The sequence below is a fragment of the Aeromonas sp. R4-3 genome (assembly GCF_040908275.1).
In the GTDB taxonomy this organism is placed as follows: Bacteria; Pseudomonadota; Gammaproteobacteria; order Enterobacterales; family Aeromonadaceae; genus Aeromonas; species Aeromonas rivipollensis.
The window spans coordinates 223,511-240,431 of the sequence record NZ_JBFODK010000029.1; the positions used below are offsets into that span (position 1 = coordinate 223,511).

Annotated in this window: 15 protein-coding genes and 2 pseudogenes; 15 read left to right on the forward strand and 2 right to left on the reverse strand. The window is 64.0% G+C overall.

The annotated features are described in order from the left end of the window. From AB5Y91_RS09690 to AB5Y91_RS09745, 12 genes and pseudogenes are all read left to right on the forward strand, one after another. Positions 1–108 (forward strand): annotated as a pseudogene (locus AB5Y91_RS09690) (AAA family ATPase); the annotation flags it as partial. Positions 109–111: 3 nt separating this feature from the next. After that, positions 112–219 (forward strand): annotated as a pseudogene (locus tag AB5Y91_RS09695) (AAA family ATPase); the annotation flags it as partial. 12 nt (positions 220–231) lie between these two features. Beyond that, entirely contained in the window at positions 232–1,122 is an 891-nt protein-coding gene (locus AB5Y91_RS09700) for a DUF58 domain-containing protein (RefSeq protein ID WP_368169655.1), read from the forward strand. Beyond that, on the forward strand, positions 1,107–1,670 hold the full coding sequence (locus tag AB5Y91_RS09705; protein WP_368169656.1) for a DUF4381 domain-containing protein: 564 nt from the start codon (positions 1,107–1,109) through the stop codon (positions 1,668–1,670). The genes AB5Y91_RS09700 and AB5Y91_RS09705 overlap by 16 nt, the downstream gene beginning before the upstream one ends. After that, positions 1,667–2,644: a VWA domain-containing protein gene (locus AB5Y91_RS09710; RefSeq protein ID WP_368169657.1), complete on the forward strand. Its 978-nt coding sequence runs from the start codon at positions 1,667–1,669 to the stop codon at positions 2,642–2,644. The genes AB5Y91_RS09705 and AB5Y91_RS09710 overlap by 4 nt, the downstream gene beginning before the upstream one ends. Positions 2,645–2,665: 21 nt before the next feature. After that, positions 2,666–4,141 (forward strand): tetratricopeptide repeat protein, encoded by a 1,476-nt coding sequence (locus tag AB5Y91_RS09715; protein ID WP_368169745.1) that lies wholly within the window; start codon positions 2,666–2,668, stop codon positions 4,139–4,141. 29 nt (positions 4,142–4,170) lie between these two features. Beyond that, positions 4,171–5,691, forward strand: coding sequence for a hypothetical protein (locus AB5Y91_RS09720; protein ID WP_368169746.1), 1,521 nt, complete (start codon positions 4,171–4,173; stop codon positions 5,689–5,691). 39 nt (positions 5,692–5,730) lie between these two features. Beyond that, positions 5,731–6,321, forward strand: coding sequence for a sigma-70 family RNA polymerase sigma factor (locus AB5Y91_RS09725; RefSeq protein WP_106886855.1), 591 nt, complete (start codon positions 5,731–5,733; stop codon positions 6,319–6,321). After that, the gene (locus AB5Y91_RS09730; protein WP_005325140.1) at positions 6,314–7,057 is read left to right on the forward strand and encodes a DUF3379 domain-containing protein; all 744 of its coding nucleotides are present in this window, start codon (positions 6,314–6,316) and stop codon (positions 7,055–7,057) included. The genes AB5Y91_RS09725 and AB5Y91_RS09730 overlap by 8 nt, the downstream gene beginning before the upstream one ends. Before the next feature lie 408 nt (positions 7,058–7,465). Continuing rightward, on the forward strand, positions 7,466–8,752 hold the full coding sequence (locus AB5Y91_RS09735; RefSeq protein WP_106886857.1) for an outer membrane protein transport protein: 1,287 nt from the start codon (positions 7,466–7,468) through the stop codon (positions 8,750–8,752). A 251-nt stretch (positions 8,753–9,003) separates the two neighbouring features. Continuing rightward, positions 9,004–10,260: an OmpP1/FadL family transporter gene (locus tag AB5Y91_RS09740; RefSeq protein ID WP_368169658.1), complete on the forward strand. Its 1,257-nt coding sequence runs from the start codon at positions 9,004–9,006 to the stop codon at positions 10,258–10,260. A 114-nt stretch (positions 10,261–10,374) separates the two neighbouring features. Beyond that, positions 10,375–11,598 (forward strand): EAL and HDOD domain-containing protein, encoded by a 1,224-nt coding sequence (locus AB5Y91_RS09745; protein WP_368169659.1) that lies wholly within the window; start codon positions 10,375–10,377, stop codon positions 11,596–11,598. Positions 11,599–11,695: 97 nt separating this feature from the next. Here the strand turns inward: AB5Y91_RS09745 and AB5Y91_RS09750 are convergent, their stop codons facing one another. Further along, the gene (locus AB5Y91_RS09750; RefSeq protein ID WP_368169660.1) at positions 11,696–12,859 is read right to left on the reverse strand and encodes an acetyl-CoA C-acyltransferase; all 1,164 of its coding nucleotides are present in this window, start codon (positions 12,857–12,859) and stop codon (positions 11,696–11,698) included. 132 nt (positions 12,860–12,991) lie between these two features. Here AB5Y91_RS09750 and AB5Y91_RS09755 point away from each other — a divergent pair, with 132 nt between their 5' ends. Beyond that, positions 12,992–13,390, forward strand: coding sequence for a MerR family DNA-binding transcriptional regulator (locus AB5Y91_RS09755; RefSeq protein ID WP_005325128.1), 399 nt, complete (start codon positions 12,992–12,994; stop codon positions 13,388–13,390). Between the two features lie 94 nt (positions 13,391–13,484). Here the strand turns inward: AB5Y91_RS09755 and AB5Y91_RS09760 are convergent, their stop codons facing one another. Beyond that, positions 13,485–14,729 (reverse strand): dicarboxylate/amino acid:cation symporter, encoded by a 1,245-nt coding sequence (locus AB5Y91_RS09760; RefSeq protein ID WP_289982719.1) that lies wholly within the window; start codon positions 14,727–14,729, stop codon positions 13,485–13,487. 269 nt (positions 14,730–14,998) lie between these two features. Here AB5Y91_RS09760 and AB5Y91_RS09765 point away from each other — a divergent pair, with 269 nt between their 5' ends. Next, entirely contained in the window at positions 14,999–15,283 is a 285-nt protein-coding gene (locus AB5Y91_RS09765) for a pyrimidine/purine nucleoside phosphorylase (RefSeq protein WP_162520159.1), read from the forward strand. Positions 15,284–15,449: 166 nt separating this feature from the next. After that, positions 15,450–16,832 (forward strand): L-serine ammonia-lyase, encoded by a 1,383-nt coding sequence (locus tag AB5Y91_RS09770; RefSeq protein WP_368169661.1) that lies wholly within the window; start codon positions 15,450–15,452, stop codon positions 16,830–16,832. The last annotated feature ends 89 nt before the right edge of the window (positions 16,833–16,921 follow it).

Below are 16,921 nucleotides of genomic sequence, written 5' to 3' on the forward strand. Positions count from 1 at the left end.
CCCGCCGTTCATCGCCACCGTTTAATCCCCAGCTATCAGGCCCTGGCGGACAACCTCGACAACGACACCCTGATTGCCCGCCTGCTGGATCTTATCCCATGTCCCTGATAGCCAGCCGTTCATCGCCACCGCTTAATCCCCAGCTATCAGGCCCTGGCGGACAATCTCGACAACGACACTCTGATCGCTCGCCTGCTGGACCTTATCCCATGCCCCTGATGATCGGCGCCCATGACCAGATCCGCTGATCCCCGCGCCCATCCCGATATCGCCCTGCCCCTGGCCCAGTTGCTGGCCATCCGGCTGTGGGCGAGACAGGGTCAGCAGGCGCGCATCCACCAGGCACGTCAAGGACGGCTCGGGCGACAGCCGGGCCTGAATTTTCGTGAGCTGCGCCTCTATCAGGCCGGGGACGAAGTGCGCCACATCGACTGGCGGGTCACCGCCCGCCTCGGGCGCCCCCACACCCGGCTGTATGGCGAGGAGCAGGAGCAGGCCCACTGGCTGCTGCTGGACCTCTCCCCCGCCATGTATTTCGGTTCAGGCCCCCAGCTCAAGGCCCGCCTCGGCTGCGAGCTCGCCGCCGCCCTACTCTGGCAGGGGGAGAAGCAGGCAAACACCCTGATCTGCCACGGGATCGAGACCCGACACGAAACTCAGCGTGACTCCCTGATCCCCCTGCTGGAGGCACTCTGTCACCACTATGAGGCGGGGCTGGATCGCGCCCCCCTGGCCAACTCCCTGGCCCAGACCCTGGCGCGCCTCAGCCTGCCCCATGGCGCCAGACTGACACTGATCAGCCACCATCAGCCCCTTGATCAGGGGCTCAGCCAGCAGTTGCAACGCCTCGGCCAGCGCCACGACATCCACTATTGGCAGATCCGGGATCCCCTGGAAGCGGCCCTGCCCGAGCAGGGGCAACTGGCGGTGCAATCGGGCAAGCGCAGCGGCTGGCTCGATGCCGGACAGACCCTCTTTCGCTGGCGCTACCAGGAAGCGGCAAGGCAGCAAGCCGACGCCTGCCAGCAGCAGCTGTTACCCCTGGTGCAGCGCCTCTACCGCCTCGACAACGGTTTGCCCCTGCAACGCCAGTGGCAGGAGGCTGGATGCCGTCTGTTCTGAGCGCAGCCCAAAGCGCCCCTCTCCAGCACCCGCCTGGGGAGATCTCCTCGCTGACGCGGCTTCAGGAGATCCAGGGACAGCTTCGCGACATCCATCCGGGCCCGCCCCTGGAGAGCGCGAGCGATCCCCGTCTGCTGGCCTGGGGCTGGCTGATGATCGCCCTGCTCGCCGCCTGGCTGATCGGGGCCACGATAAACACCCTGTGGCGTCAGCGCCGCTGGGCACGCCAGATAGACTGGCAGGCCGCCGATCTGGCGCCTGCCCTGCACGCTGCCCTGAGAGAGGCGGCCATCGCCCGCTGGCCAGAGGCCCGTACCCTGCAAGGGGATGAGTGGCTCGCCTGGCTCGACCGCCGGGGGGGCTGCCATTTTGGCGAGTTCGCCCGCCAGTGGCCGGGCTGGCTCTATGGCTCAGACGCGCCGGATGGGGCGCAGCGGGCGCGGCTGCGCCTTGCCTACCTCAACTGGGGGCGCCGCTGCGTCAGTGCACCGCGCTGGATGGCGCGCCCTGTGCTGTGGCGCCGCCCGCGCGGCGGAGGGGCCAGATGATCCTCGCCTGGCCCTGGTTTGCCCTCGCCCTGGCATTGCCGCTGCTGGTGCGCTTCGGCCTGCCCCCGCTCTCCCGCGCGAGTCGCGCGAGGCTGGCCCATGCCGGCTTCCCCCTGCTGCTGCCCCAGGCCGGGCAGCCGTTGTGGCGCATGGCCCTGTGCTGGTGCGCCCTGGTGCTGGCCCTGTGCCGCCCCCAGTGGCAGGAGGCTCCCCTCATTCACTACCAGGCCAGCCGGGATCTCATCCTGGCGGTGGATCTCTCCGACAGCATGCGCACTCAGGACATGCTGGATGAGGGGGAGCAGCGCGATCGCCTCTCTGCGGTGCGCCAGCAGATAACGCACCTCATCGGTGAGCGCCCAGACGATCGCATCGCCCTCATCGTCTTTGCGGATCACGCCTACCTGCTCTCCCCCCTGACCCAGGAGACCCAGGCCCTGCTGGCACTGACCCGCGAGCTCGATTTCGATCTGGTGGGGCGCACCACTGCGCTCGGCGAGGCCATACTGCTGGCCCGCCAGCACGCCGACCCCGCCCGTCCCACCGCCCTGCTGCTGATCACCGATGGACGCAACACCGCGGGCAACGCAGAGCCCCTGACCGAGGCCAGGCGGGCCGCCGCCGCGGGCATCCGCCTCTATACCCTGGGGGTGGGGGCCGATCCCGACACCTTTGCCTCCCCCCTGGGAGGGGCAGACCCCAGCGCCGAGCTGGATGAGCCCTTGTTGCAGCAACTGGCCGAGCTTGGCCATGGCCGCTATTTTCGTGCCCGCAGCCAGTCCGATCTCTCGGCCATCAATCAGGCCATAGACACCCTGGAGCCTGCCGCCCGCCCGCAGACCCTCTATCGTCCCCACCATGAGCTCTACCCCTGGCCCCTGGCGCTGGCCTGGCTGCTGCTGGTGTGGCCGGTACGACTGCGCTGGCCGGTGCGGCGAACGGGCAGAGAAGATCCGGAGCCGCCCCATGAATAAGTGGCTAAAGGGATCGTCATCATGGAGCTGATGCTGCTGCGCCCGCTCTGGCTGCTGGCCCTGTTACCCTGGCTGTGGCAGGGGTGGCGCCGCCGTCGGCAGCGCCCCTTGCTGGCCCCCGCCATGCAGGCCTATCTGTTGCCGGCCCGGGGCCGGGCCATCCCCTGGCTCTGGCTGGCCACATTGCCGGTGATCCTGGCACTCACGGGCCCCGCCCTGCGCCAGCAGAGCCAGACCGTCAGCAGCCCTGCCCTCGACATCTGGTTGCTGGATCTCTCAAGCTCCATGCAGGCCAAGGATCTTCCCCCGGATCGGGCGACCCGGGTGCGCCTGCTGCTTCAGGACATGCTGGCCGAAGCGGCGGCCCGGCAGGAGCCCCATCCCCTCGGACTCATCCTGTTTGCCGGGGATGCCTACCTCGCCATGCCCCCCACCCGGGATCATCAGGCCATCTCGCTGCTGCTGCCGGACTTGCGCCCGGCCATCATGCCGCTTCAGGGCAGCGCGCCGGAGCGGGCCGTGGCACTGGCCTTGACGCAGATCCCCCCGGGCCAGCAGGCGCGCCTGCTGCTCATCACAGACGGCCTATCTGACAGCCAGATGGCGCGCATCGCCGCCCTCTGGCCCTGCCTGGATAACCTCTTCTGCCCGCAGGCGTCCTCCCCCCGACTCGACATACTGCTGGCCAATGCCGGCGAGCGCGCTGTGCTGCCCCCGCCCTCCGCCGAGGGGTGGCAACTCGGCAGCGCCCTGGGGCAGACTCTACCGGCACCGGACGGTGCCGCCATGGCGGATCTCGCGGCCAGCACAGGGGGAAGGCTGCAATGGCTGCAGGCCGGGCTCCCCTCCTTTGCCCCCCTGCCCATGAGCCAGACCCAGACCGGGACCCAGTCCCTCGATCTCGGCCCCTGGTTGCTGCTCCCTCTGCTACCCCTGGCGCTGCTGGCCCGCATAGGCGCGCACTGGTTGCTGCTGCTCATGGTGGTGATCTTCCCCCCGCTCCCCCTGCAGGCGGCGCCCGCCCCCTGGTGGCCCGCCCATGAGGCGCCGGGTTGGCAAGCCTTCTCCCAGGGGCGCTATCAGGAGGCGGCCCGCGCCTTCCAGGATCCCGTCTGGCAGGGCAATGCCTGGTACAGGGCCGGTGACTATGCCAGGGCCGTCGCCGCCTATGGCCGCGCCGACACGACCACCGCCCACTACAACAGGGGCAATGCGCTGGTGTGGCTCGGGGATCTCAAGGGGGCCGAGCAGGCCTACCTGGCCGCCCTAAAGCGGGAGCCCGGGCATCAGGATGCCCTCCATAACCTGGCACTGCTGCGGGCCAGCCCCCCACAGGCGACCCCTGCTCCCCAGCCGCCCGAAACCGGCGAGCCACCCGAGCCTTCTGCCGCCTCGGACAACCCCCGCCCCCCGGCGCCTCCCGTGCTCTTGCTGGAGCAACGGCTGCGCAAGGAGGCCGAGCGCCGTCCCCTTCTCAAGGTGGAGGAGCCCTGGTGATCCCCTGGCTGCGTTCACTCATCCAGTTGATGAAAGGGCCAAGCGGCGGGTGGCTGCTCGCCATGCTGCTGGTCACCCAGGCGCAGGCCGCCCCCCCTCGCGCCGAGCTGCTGGCGGGGGAAAGCGATCGCGACTGGCTGCTCGTCATCGAAGCCGACGGGGAGCTCAAGGGGGACGAGCTCAGCCTGCTCCCCCTACTGCGCCAGTTTGCGGTGGGTCGAGTCAGCATCAGCCGCGTCAACACCCAGGTGAGCAACCTGATCCGCTGGCAGATCCCGCTTCACCTGCTGGAGACCAGCCCCCGCCAGGTACCGCCCCTGACCCTAGGCGCCGAGCAGACACCCGCGCTGCCTATTCCGACGCGCCCCCAGACGGGCACCCTGACGCAACAACCCGAGACGCGTGTCTCCCCCGTGGAGCTGCAGGCCAGGGTGCTGCATCAGGGCCCCCTTTATCCGGGGCAACCCTTCATCTATGAGCTGAGCCTCTGGCTGCCCGCCAACATGGAGGCCCCCAACCTCAGCGAGCCCCTCGGTCAAGGCTTCACCATACGCCGCCTCGGCGACGATCGCTGGGAGTCCCCCGCCAGCCCCGGCATGCCAGGGCGTTTGATCCGCAAATGGCTGCTGCAGGCCAGGGAGCCCGGGCTGCACCCTCTGGAGTCCCCCCGATTCCAGGGTCGATTGCCCCAGGACCCGGACACCGCCATGCAAAGCGACGCAGGGGATCTGCTCTCCGCCAGGGCGGCCACCCTCTTCGTCAAGGTGGACAAGGCACCGGTTGAGCCGGTGGCGAGCAGCCTGGTCCTGCGCCAGCAGTTCAGTCCGGACAGGGGGGCCAGAGTCGGGGAGCCGGTGATCCGCACCCTCACCCTGGTGATGGAGGGGGGAGATGGCAACCGCCTGCCACAGATCCCGGCCCCGGCATTGCCGCAGGGCCTTTCGATGAAACCGGACGGCGAGCAGCAGCAGGAGCGTTTCGTGGCCAAGGGGGCGCTGCGCTTCGAACGCCAGTGGCGCCAGGCCCTGACCGCTGAAGCCGCGGGCAGCTATACCCTGCCCGCCGTGACCCTATCCTGGTTCAACACCAGTACCGGGCGCATCGAGCAGGCCCGCCTGCCAGCGCAGACGCTGCACATCGAGGGCGACGCCGCCCCTTCCGATCCCGCCAAAGCGCCCGGCGCAGAGAGCCTCCCCTGGGTGCTGTGGGCACTGCTGCTGCGCGCCCTATTGCAAGGCGGGCCGCGCTGGCTCGCCTTCTATCGGCTGCAACGGGCCCTGGCGGCCCGGGAGCCTGATCTGGCCAGGTGGGCCTTGCTGGCCTGGGCTGGGCTTCGCTGGGGGCAGCCTTGCCAGCACCTGGCCAGCCTGCCCTGCCATGGCGATCCCGCCATGGGCACGCGACTCGATGATCTGGACAGGGCCTGTTTTGGCGCCCCCAGCGCCGCCGGCCAGGGTGTCGATTGGCAGGGGCTGGCCCTGGCGCTGTGCGCCAGGGAGACTTTTGCGATAGCCTATGTCCTCAGAAAACTGGCGTGGGCACGTCCTTGACGCCTGCGGCAAACCACTCATGAAAAAGGAATCGCATTCATGACGTTAGGTTTTTTTAGAAAAAAAAAGGCGGGAACGGGAAAGGATCCCTCTGCTACCCCGGTCTATGGGGATATGGCAGACAAACAAACGAAATACGAGGCCCTGGTGCATGCCCTGCACGGGGACATCTACCGCTACGCCTACTGGCTGTGCCGGGATCCGCAAGTCGCCGAGGATCTGGTGCAGGAGACCTTCCTGCGGGCCTGGAAGGCGATCGACTCCCTGATAGATGACAAGGCCGCCAAGGCCTGGCTCATCACCATATTGCGGCGGGAAAATGCCCGGCGCTTCGAGCGCAAGCAGTTCGATCTCATCGATCTCGACGAGCATCCCCAAAGCGATCAGGATGCGCTGCACAGCGAGCAGGAGATGGAGCACGAGTGGCTTAGGCGCCACATAGCCCGCCTGCCCGCCGAGTATCAGGAGCCCCTGCTGTTGCAGGTGCTGGGGGGGTTCAGCGGCGAGGAGATCGCCGCCCAGCTCGGCCTGAACAAGAACACCGTCATGACGCGGCTGTTCCGGGCTCGCAACCAGATCAAAGAGGCCATGGAGGCTGCGGTACAACAGAGAGGTCACACCAATGGATGAGCTTGAATTTCGCCGCCGGGCCATCACCCATCCCTCGGACAGGGATCCTGCCTTCCTCGCCGCAGCAGAGGCGTCTGTCGCCAATCGCAAGCACCTGGACGAGATGAAGCAGCTCGATCGCAGCCTGCAACGGGCGATGGAGGTCGAGGTGCCCGCCGGTCTCGCCGAGCGGATCTTGCTCCGCCAGGCGATGGAAGCGAGTGACGATGTGGTGGTGCCACTACCCTCCCCGGCCAAAAGCACCGGCTGGCGCTCCCTCGCCATCGCGGCATCGGTCGCCTTCCTGCTCGGCATGAGTACCCGCTGGATCAGCTGGCCACCGGCATCGGAGCCGCTGTCGCTGGCCCAGGTAGCTATGGCCCATGTCTATGGGGAGGAGCCCTTCATCCAGGGGGTGGATGAGAAGGTGAGCCTGCAGACCATCAACGCCAAGATGGAAAAATATGGCGCCACCCTGATGGACATGCCCGGCATGAAGATCACCTATGTCAATCACTGTGCCTTTTATCAGGGGCCGGCTCTGCACATGGTGATCCAGGGCAAGATGGGCCCGGTCACCCTGTTCCTGGTGCCCAAGCATGTGCCACTCACTATCCAGCCCGATTTTGCAGACGGCACCCTCAAGGGGGAGATACTCCCGCTCAAGGGGGCAAACATGGTGCTGATTGGAGACATGCAGGAGTCACTGGCCCCGGTTGCCCAGCAGCTTGAGTCACGTTTGCACTGGTCCATTTAACAGATCTTGACTGGGGCTGACCGGGCCCCGGTCACTTCCATATCACAGGCAGACACGGTCGTTGTCTGCCTGTTCATCTCAGAATCCCGACAACTTCCCGCCTGATACCCACCTGAAGTCACATTTTTATACTTTTTTTTGAACGATTCAAAAGGAACTCATTGTGTGTTATTTATCCAATAATAGATAAAACAGACTATTTAAACGGCAAGTTAAAACAAATGATTAACACAATGGAAACTTTTATGTATTCTGCTGTCACTGGTCTGATTTCTTACCTCCTACCAGATCCATAGAATCACGCCAGAAGTGAATGGGAAGAAGCTGACATAACAACAGATCTTGTCGTCTATAGCGGCCAAAGAGCCCTGATATCGACAGAAAATCTGCTTACAAAGAGAGAACACTATGACAACTGCCTTTTTCAAGAAAAGCCTGATCGCCGCGGCCGTCACCCTGGCCAGCACTCAGACCTTCGCCGCCGCGTTCCAGCTGAACGAACACTCGGCCTCCGGTCTGGGCCGCGCCTATGCCGGTGAAGCCGCCATCGCCGACAACGCGTCCGTGCTGTCCCGCAACCCGGCCGCCATGACCACCTTCGACAAGATGGCACTGTCTGTTTCCGGTACCTATATCAAGCCCGACGTGGATGTCGCGGGTGACATCTATGCCGGCCCGGCCAAGCTGGCCTCTTCCAGCGAGAGCGACATCGCCCCCGATGCCTTCGTGCCGGCCACCTACTTCATCCAGCCCCTGAACGATCAGTGGGCCTGGGGGATTGGCCTCTTCTCCAACTACGGTCTGGCCACCGAGTACTCCAAGACCTTCCCGGCCGGTGCCGGTGCCGGTGATACCGAGCTGTTGACCTTCAACATCAACCCCAACATCGCCTACCGCATCAACTCCAACTTCAGCGTGGGTGCCGGTGTCAATGCCGTCTATGCCCAGGCCGAGCTGAACCGCTATGCCGGTGCCCTGGCACCTGGCCTGACCGCCAAAACCGGCGTGCCGCACAACAGCGACACCGCCATCGCTCACCTCAAGGGTGACACCTGGGGCTTTGGCTGGAACGTCGGCGCCCTGTACGAGATCAACGACAACAACCGCCTGGCCCTGACCTACCGCTCCCAGGTAGACCTGAGCTTTGACGGCGACTTCAAGGGGCTGACCTCAGGTTACAAGACCGTCGATGGCAACCTGAAACTGGATCTGCCTGCCCAGGCCGAGTTCGCCGGTTACCACCGTCTGAACCAGCAGTTCGCGGTGCACTACTCCGTCAACTGGACCGACTGGAGCGCCTTCCAGGAGCTCAAGGCCACCAGCAACTCCTGCGCCGGTGGGATCTGCCTGCAAAAAGACGAGAAGTTCAAGGATTCCGCCCGCTACGCCATCGGTGGTACCTGGTACGTCAACCCGTCCTGGGAAGCCCGCATCGGCTTCGCCTACGACAACAGCCCGATCGAGCCGGAATACCGCAGCCTGAGCATTCCTGACTCCGACCGTGTCTGGTACAGCGCCGGCGCCACCTACCACATCGATCAGGACATGAGCGTCGATTTCGGCATGGCCTACCTGGACGGCAAGGAAGTGGACGTGAACGAAGGTCTGACCAGCCATACCGATCCGGTACGCTGGAAGGGCACCTCCCACGGCAACGCCTTGCTGGCATCCGCCCAGTTCAACATGAAATTCTGATTTCATCGCGATCAAACAGAGCGCCTCCGGGCGCTCTTTTTTTATGCGACATCCCCATCTCAGCGCACAGCTGTAGCAAACAGCTGTACTCTTTTTGTTTTTTATCAAACTGTTAGAGGCGATACCTCCAGCATTTAATCCCGTTTTGCCCTCTCGGTCCCCGCCCCCGTTGCCTTGCTGGTCATACCATATAAAATCCCGCCCCCAACCGAATCACAGAATGAACCCTCAGTTCATCCCGAGGAAAAGCAATGCAGTCGACCATCAAGCCCTCCCTTATCGCCCTGATCTTGCTGCCTGGTCAGGTCCTGGCGGCCGGTTTCCAGCTGGCGGAGCAATCGGCCACCGGCATGGGTCGCGCCTTCGCCGGGGAGGCAGCCATCGCCGACAACGCCAGCGTGCTCGCCCGTAACGCCGCCGCCATGACCCGTTTCGAACGCACCGCCTTCTCCGGCGGCGTCATTCATATCCAGCCTGACGTCAACATCGAGGGGGTGACCCGGGTCCCCACCACCCAGGGCCCGGTAACCCTGGATGCGAGCGCCAACGACATCGCGGACGGTGCCTGGGTGCCCAACGCCTATCTCATCCTGCCCCTGAATGATCAGTGGTGGCTGGGGCTGGCGGCCACCTCCTACTATGGCCTCGGCGTCCAGATGCCGGACAACTACAACGCCGGTCACTTCGGCAACGTCTCCGACATCAAGACGGTGGATCTCGGTGCCTCCCTGGCCTATCGCATCAACCGGCACTGGTCGATCGGCGCCGGCCTCTCCGCCATCCATGGCGAAGGGGAAGTGGGGGGCACCTTCCCCTCCAACAACAAGATTGCCAAGCACCTCAAGGGGGATGGCTGGGCCCTTGGCTGGCATCTCGGCACCCTGCTGGAGCTGTCCCCTGCCACCCGCATCGGCCTCTCCTATCGCCATGACGTCAACCTGACTCTCTCCGGGGATGCCGTCGGCACCGATCTGCTGGGCCGCACCTTCACCGACACCGGCACCCTGGATCTGCCCCTGCCCGCCACCGCGGAGCTGGCCCTGTTCCATCAGCTGACCCCGGCCCTGGCGCTGCATTCGAGCATCAACTGGACCAACTGGAGCAAATTCGTGCAGCTCGAATCCGAGCTCGATCAGCATGGCACCATGCACATCAAGGACGAGCACTGGGAAGACAGCTGGCGCTACGCCCTCGGCCTGACCTATCAGCTGGCTCCGAAGTGGCAGCTTCGCTCCGGCCTGGCCTATGATCGCAGCCCTGTCCCCGCCGATCGCCGCACCATCTCCATCCCGGACTCGGATCGGATATGGTACAGCGCCGGTGTGGGTTACCAGATAGACCGCAACCTGTCGCTGGATCTGGGGCTGACCCTGATCGACGGCAAGAAGGTCGAGGTGAACGAAACCATGCAGCTCAGACCCGGGATAGCGCAAACCACCTCCACCTTCCAGGGCACCTCGGAAGGGGACGCCTGGCTGGCCGGCCTGCAGCTCAACTACTTCTTCTGATCCCGCCACCCCTGGCAATACTATGCCAGTTGCTGACCCTTTCGACCCGGTCGGCACTGGCATAGTGATCCGCTTCACCATAGAATCAAGCCTTCACCCATGCTGGAGAAATGCATGTATTCCTATGTAGCAAGGCAGCCCATCCTGGATCGGGAATTGAAGACCCATGCCTATGAGCTGCTGTTTCGCGACAGCCTGGATAATGTGTTTCCCCCCATCTCCGCCCAGTTGGCCACCTCCCGGCTGGTGACGGAGCAATTCCTGCAACAGAACATCGATCAGCTGCTTGGCGGCCACCCCTGTTTCATCAACTTTCCTCACTCCCTGCTGCTGGACGGTCTGGCCGAATGCCTGCCCCAGGACAAGGTGGTGATCGAGATACTGGAAGATGCCGAGCCCGACGATGCCCTGCTGGACAAGGTGATCCAGCTCCACGGGCTGGGCTATCGGCTGGCGCTGGATGACTTCACCCTGGTCCCGGCCTGGGACAGGTTCCTGCCCTATATCCACATCATCAAGTTCGATCTGCGGGCCACACCGCTCGCCAGCATAGAAAAGTTCATGCTGACCCATAGCCACCTGCCGCTCACCTACCTCGCCGAAAAGGTGGAGGACAAGGACGAGTTTGAACGGATGAAGGGGCTCGGGGTCGAGTTGTTCCAGGGCTTCTTCTTCAGCCGGCCCCAGATGGTGCAGCAAACCACCATGCCCCCGACCCAGCTGGTGGTGATGCAGCTGCTGAAAGTGGTCAATCAGGCCGAGCCGGATCTGGACAAGATAGAGCAGCTGCTCAACCAGGATCTCTCCCTCTCCCTCAAGCTGCTGCGCTACGTCAACCACCTCAAGCGCTTTCCCCAGCCCATCGCCTCGTTTCGCCAGGCCGCCAGCTCCCTGGGGCACGCCCAGCTCAAGCGTTTCGTGGCCCTGATCGCCGCCACCAGCGCCGGTCACGACAAGAGTGCCGAGCTCTACCAGATGTCCCTCATCCGGGCCCGCTTCTGCGAGCTGCTGGCACAGACCCATGCCCCCACCCAGCAGGCGCAGCAAGCCTTCATCACCGGGCTCTTCTCCCTGCTGGACGTGCTGATGGGGCAACCGCTGGCTCAGCTGCTCGGCACCATACCCCTGACCGCCGAGATCCGCGCCGCCCTGCTGGAGCGCAAGGGCAATCTGGGGTTCTACCTCGCGTTTTGTGAAGACTACGAGAAGGCCAACTGGCAGCGGATCGCCGCCAGCACCGCCCGCCTGGGGCTCAATGAAGAGAAGGTCAGCCACCTCTATCTGGCCGCCACCACCTGGGTCAATCAGCAGCTCCAGGCCATGGAAGGGACGGACTGAACCCACTCCCCGCGTTCACCTATCCCCCCCGAAAATGACAACGTCCCTGCATGAGGGACGTTGTGCATTTATCGGCAAGCGCCTTGGGTGCGACACCTCAGCCCAGTTCGATGGCCATGGCGGTCGCCTCCCCGCCGCCGATGCAGAGGCTCGCCACCCCTCGCCGCAGGCCCCGCGCCTGCAGGGCATGGATCAGAGTGACCAGGATGCGGGCACCGCTGGCGCCGAGGGGATGACCCAGGGCGCAGGCGCCCCCGTTCACGTTCAGCTTGTGATGGGGGATCTGGCACCCCGCCATGGCCAGCATGCTCACCATGGCGAAGGCCTCGTTCACCTCGAACAGGTCCACCTCCTCCACCGACCAGCCCACCCGGGCCAGCAGCTTGTCGATGGCCCCCACGGGGGCACTGGTAAACTCCGCCGGCAGGGCGGCATGGCTCTGGTATCCCACCACCCTGGCCAGCACGGGCAAACCCAGGCGCTCGGCGGTCTCGGCCCGCATCAGCACCAGTGCCGCCGCCCCGTCCGAGATGGAGCTGGCATTGGCCGCCGTGATGGTGCCCGTCTTGCTGAAGGCCGGTTTCAGGGTCGGTATCTTGTCGGGCCTGGCCTTGCCCGGTTGCTCGTCATCGGCCAGCAGCAGGGTGTCTGCCGCCATCACGGGCGCCAGCTCTGCCCCGAAGGCGCCGCTTCGCTGCGCCGCCAGGGCCCGCTCCAGGGAGGCGATGGCGAAGGCATCCATGTCGGCCCGGGTCAGCCCGGCCCTGTCCGCGCTCAGCTGGGCGTAGTGGCCCATCAGGTGCCCCTCGTAGGCATCCTGCAAACCGTCGAGGAACATGTGATCCAGCACGCTCTGATGGCCCATGCGAAAACCGCTGCGCGCCTTGTCCAGCAGATAGGGGGCCCGGCTCATGCTCTCCATGCCGCCCGCCACCACCACATCCACCTCCCCGAGCCGCAGCCCGTCTGCCGCCAGCATCACCGCCTTCATGCCGGAGCCGCACACCTTGTTGATGGTGGTGCAGGGCACGCTGTCCGGCAGCCCGGCCTTGAGCGCCGCCTGACGGGCCGGTGCCTGCCCGACCCCGGCGCTCAGCACATTGCCCAGATAGACCTCATCGACCCGAGTTGCGTCTATCCCGGCTGCCGCCAGGGCGGCGCGGATGGCGCAGGCGCCAAGCTCGGGCGCACTCAGGGCACTCAGGGCCCCTTGAAAGGCCCCCATGGGGGTACGTTTGGCCGCCACAATCACTATATCCATCAATCGCACTCTCCTTGTTACATTGGGATAACATATGCCGCCGCCGTCCCCGGAACAAGACTTGCGGGGAAGTTGACGTTTGGGTAAGGTGCCAGCCTGCATTGACAACCAGATGACAGCCAAGACAGCCCTATGACCAAATCCAAGGATGACGCCCGGACCTTCAGCATCAGCGAGCTGGCCCGTGAATTCGATGTGACCACCCGCAGTATCCGATTCTACGAGGATCAGGGTCTGCTGAACCCGACGCGCCAGGGGCAGACCCGGATCTACAGTCGTCAGGACAGGGTGCGCCTCAAGCTGACCCTGCGTGGCAAACGGCTGGGCTTCAGCCTCGCGGACATCCGCGAGCTGTTCGATCTCTATGACGCAGACAAGAGCAGCCGCTCCCAGTTGCAGACCATGCTGGGGCTGGTGGCCGACAAGCGGGAGACCCTGCAGCAGCAGCTGGAAGACATCCAGATGGTCTTGCTGGAGCTGGAGGCCGCCGAGCAGCGCTGTCGGCAGGCGCTGGGCCAGCTGACCCCCTGAATGGGCAAGGGAAGAACGACCATGCCGGTCCGAGGACAATAAAAAGAGGGAGGCTTGCGCCTCCCTCTTGTCATTCATGGCAGTGAGCCTGGTCTCAGGCTTCCTTGCTCCAGCGGTTCGGATCGTAATCCGGGCTGTAGCGATCGACTATGATGGCGCAGGCCGCATCGCCGGTGATGTTGAGGGCGGTACGTATCATGTCGAACAGGCGATCCAGCGCGAACAGCAGCGGCAGCCCCTCGATGGGGATGCCAGCCGCCAGCAGCACGGCCACCACCAGGAAGCTCGGGCCCGGCACGCCGGCCTGGCCGATGGCACCCAGGGTCGAGGTGACTATGATGGCCGCCCAGGCACCCATGCTGAGATCGATGTTGTAGACCTGGGCGAAGAAGATGGCCACCAGACCGTAATAGATGGCGTTGCCGCTCATGTTGATGGTGGCACCCAGCGGCAGCACGAAGGAGGCGGTGGCGTTGGTCACCTTCAGATCGTGCTCGCAGGTCTCCATGTTGACCGGCAGGGTCGCCATGGACGAGGCAGTGGAGAAGGCCACTATCTGCGGCTTCTTCATCGCCGAGAAGTACTTGCGCACCGGCGTGTTGGAGAAGAAGGCGATCAGCATCGGGTAGACCACGAAGCCGAAGATGAGGATGGCGGCGACATAGACCACGAACAGCTTGAGCACCAGGGTCAGCACGTCGAAGCCATAGGTGCCGATGGCATCGGCCATCAGGCCGAAGACCCCGATGGGGGCAATCAGCATCACCTTGTTGATCATCCAGACGAAGGCGTCCACCAGGGTGTTGAGGCCATCCACCAGCGGCTTGGCGCGCTCGCGGGGCTGCTTGGCCAGCGCTATGCCGAGGAACATGCAGAACACCAGGATCTGCAGTATGTTCGCCTCGTTCAGGGCGCTGAACACATTGGTCGGGATCATCCCAAGCAGGGTGGCCACGGCGTCTGGCAGGGCGCCCTTGTCGGCGTAGTCACCGGCAAACATGGCGGCGGTGGAGCCGAAATCGACCCCGACACCGGGCTTGAAGATTTGACCCATCACCAGCGCCAGCAGCACCGCCAGGGCGGAGGTACCGAGGAAGAAGGCGAGCGTGGTCACCCCTATCTTGCCCGCGGCCGGGCTGGCCCCCAGATTGGCGGCCCCGGACAGGATGGCGACCGCCACCAGCGGGATCACCAGCATCTTGATCAGCTGGATGAAGAGCGTACCCAAGGGTGCGAAGACGGTCGCCTGCTCACCCATGAGGGCACCCACCAGCGCCCCCAGGATCATGGCAACCACGACCTGGAAGCCGATATTTTTAATTAATCCTTTTGTCAACACAGAATGTTCCTTTATTAAGCAATTACTCACACTGTTGCAGCGTAAATGACCACCCAGAGCGTCAAATCCTCTCCATTGCTCTGGCGGCGCGCTTTATCTCATATTTATTACCCGTTTAACATCGTGATCCCTGAACGAAACGAATTTTTATGATTTTTCACAAAGTTGAGACCCACAAGAAACTCACCGTTTTTCCCCTATTTCACCATGACAATCGCCAAAATAATGTGCTACTTTGGCTTTGCAAACGTGCATACAGGGAAGAAAAGATGCTGAAAGTTAACGAATATTTTGACGGAAATGTTAAATCTATCGGTTTCGAGCAAAAAGGCGAGAAAGCCACGGTCGGCGTGATGGAAGCGGGTGATTACCAGTTCAACACCGCCGCCCCGGAGCGGATGACGGTGGTCAAGGGTGTCCTTCGCATCCAGCTGGCCGATGAAGACGAGTGGCACAGCTACCATCAGGGCGAGTCCTTCGACGTGGCCGGTCACTCCTCCTTCAAGCTGGAAGTGAAGACAGCCACCGCCTACCTGTGCGAGTTCCTCGACTGATAGCCCCTCAGGGGGGCCATGAGATGCAGATCCGCTCCTCCTGGCGCCCCTGATCCCCCTGTTTTGCCCCATTTCCACACCGCCATCACAGGCTGTTGCTTCCCCCCTTTTCATCGACTACAAAAAATTTACAATGTTTAGACGAAATCCATAATCGGAGTACGTCATGATCAGTGTCTTCGACCTGTTTTCCATCGGGATTGGTCCCTCCTCCTCCCACACAGTGGGGCCGATGCGGGCAGCCTGCGCCTTCGTGCGCACCCTCAAGCAGAGCGCACTTCTCTCCCGCACCGAGCGCGTCGTGGTCGAGTGCTACGGCTCCCTCGGCCAGACCGGCAAGGGGCATGGTACCGGCAAGGCCATCATCCTGGGGCTGGCCGGCTTTGAACCCGAATCCGTGGACATCGAGGCCATCCCCGCCTTCCTCGATCAGGTAGAACACAGCCAGACCCTGCGGCTGGGAGGGGAGCAACCGAGCCAGTTCCCCCGCGTCGGTGCCATCATCTTCAATCGGCGCAAGACCCTGCCCGCCCACTCCAACGGCATGACACTGCGCGCCTTCGCGGGCGACAGCCTGCTGTTTGAGCAGACCTACTACTCCATCGGTGGCGGCTTCATCATAGAGGAGAGCCACTTCGCCAACGCCCGGGAAGAGGCCGCCCGCTTCGATGCCGCCCACCCCGTCCCCTACCCCTTCGAGAGCGGGGCCCAGCTGCTGGCCCACTGCCAGGAGAGCGGCCTCTCCATCTCGGGACTGATGCTGGCCAATGAGAAGGTGTTTCGCAGCGAAGCCGAGATAAAGGCGGGCCTGCGCAAGATCTGGCAGGCGATGCAGGGTTGTGTCGAGCGCGGTTGCAGGAGCGAGGGGGTGTTGCCGGGGGGGCTCAAGGTGAAGCGCCGCGCCCCTGCCCTCTATCGCCAGCTCTGTGGCGAGACCAACTTCAACAAGGATCCCCTGATGGTGATGGAGTGGGTGGACCTGTTTGCCCTGGCCGTCAACGAGGAGAATGCCGCTGGTGGCCGGGTGGTGACAGCCCCCACCAACGGCGCCGCCGGCATCATCCCCGCCGTGCTGCACTATTACGATCGCTTCGTGCGCAAGGTGGATGACGAGCTGCTGATGCAGTACTTCCTCACCGCCGCCGCCATCGGCATCTTATATAAGAAGAACGCCTCCCTGTCGGGGGCCGAGGTGGGCTGTCAGGGAGAAGTGGGGGTCGCCTGCTCCATGGCCGCCGGCGCCCTGGCCGAGCTGCTTGGCGGCAGTCCGGCCGTGGTCGAGAACGCCGCCGAGATCGGCATGGAACACAACCTGGGTTTGACCTGCGATCCCATCGGCGGCCTGGTGCAGGTGCCCTGCATAGAGCGCAACGCCATGGGGGCGGTCAAGGCGATCAACGCCGCCCGCCTGGCCCTGCGTGGCACAGGCGAGCACAAGGTCTCCCTGGACAAGGTGATCAGGACCATGTGGGAAACCGGCAACGACATGAAGACCAAGTACAAGGAGACAGCCCGCGGCGGCCTCGCCGTCAACATCACCGAATGTTAAGCCTGGGTAAAACGACCTCAGATGACCCTCAGATACCCGGCCTGGCCGGGTATTTTTTCGCAAAACGTTTGCCTTGCGCTTAACAAAAT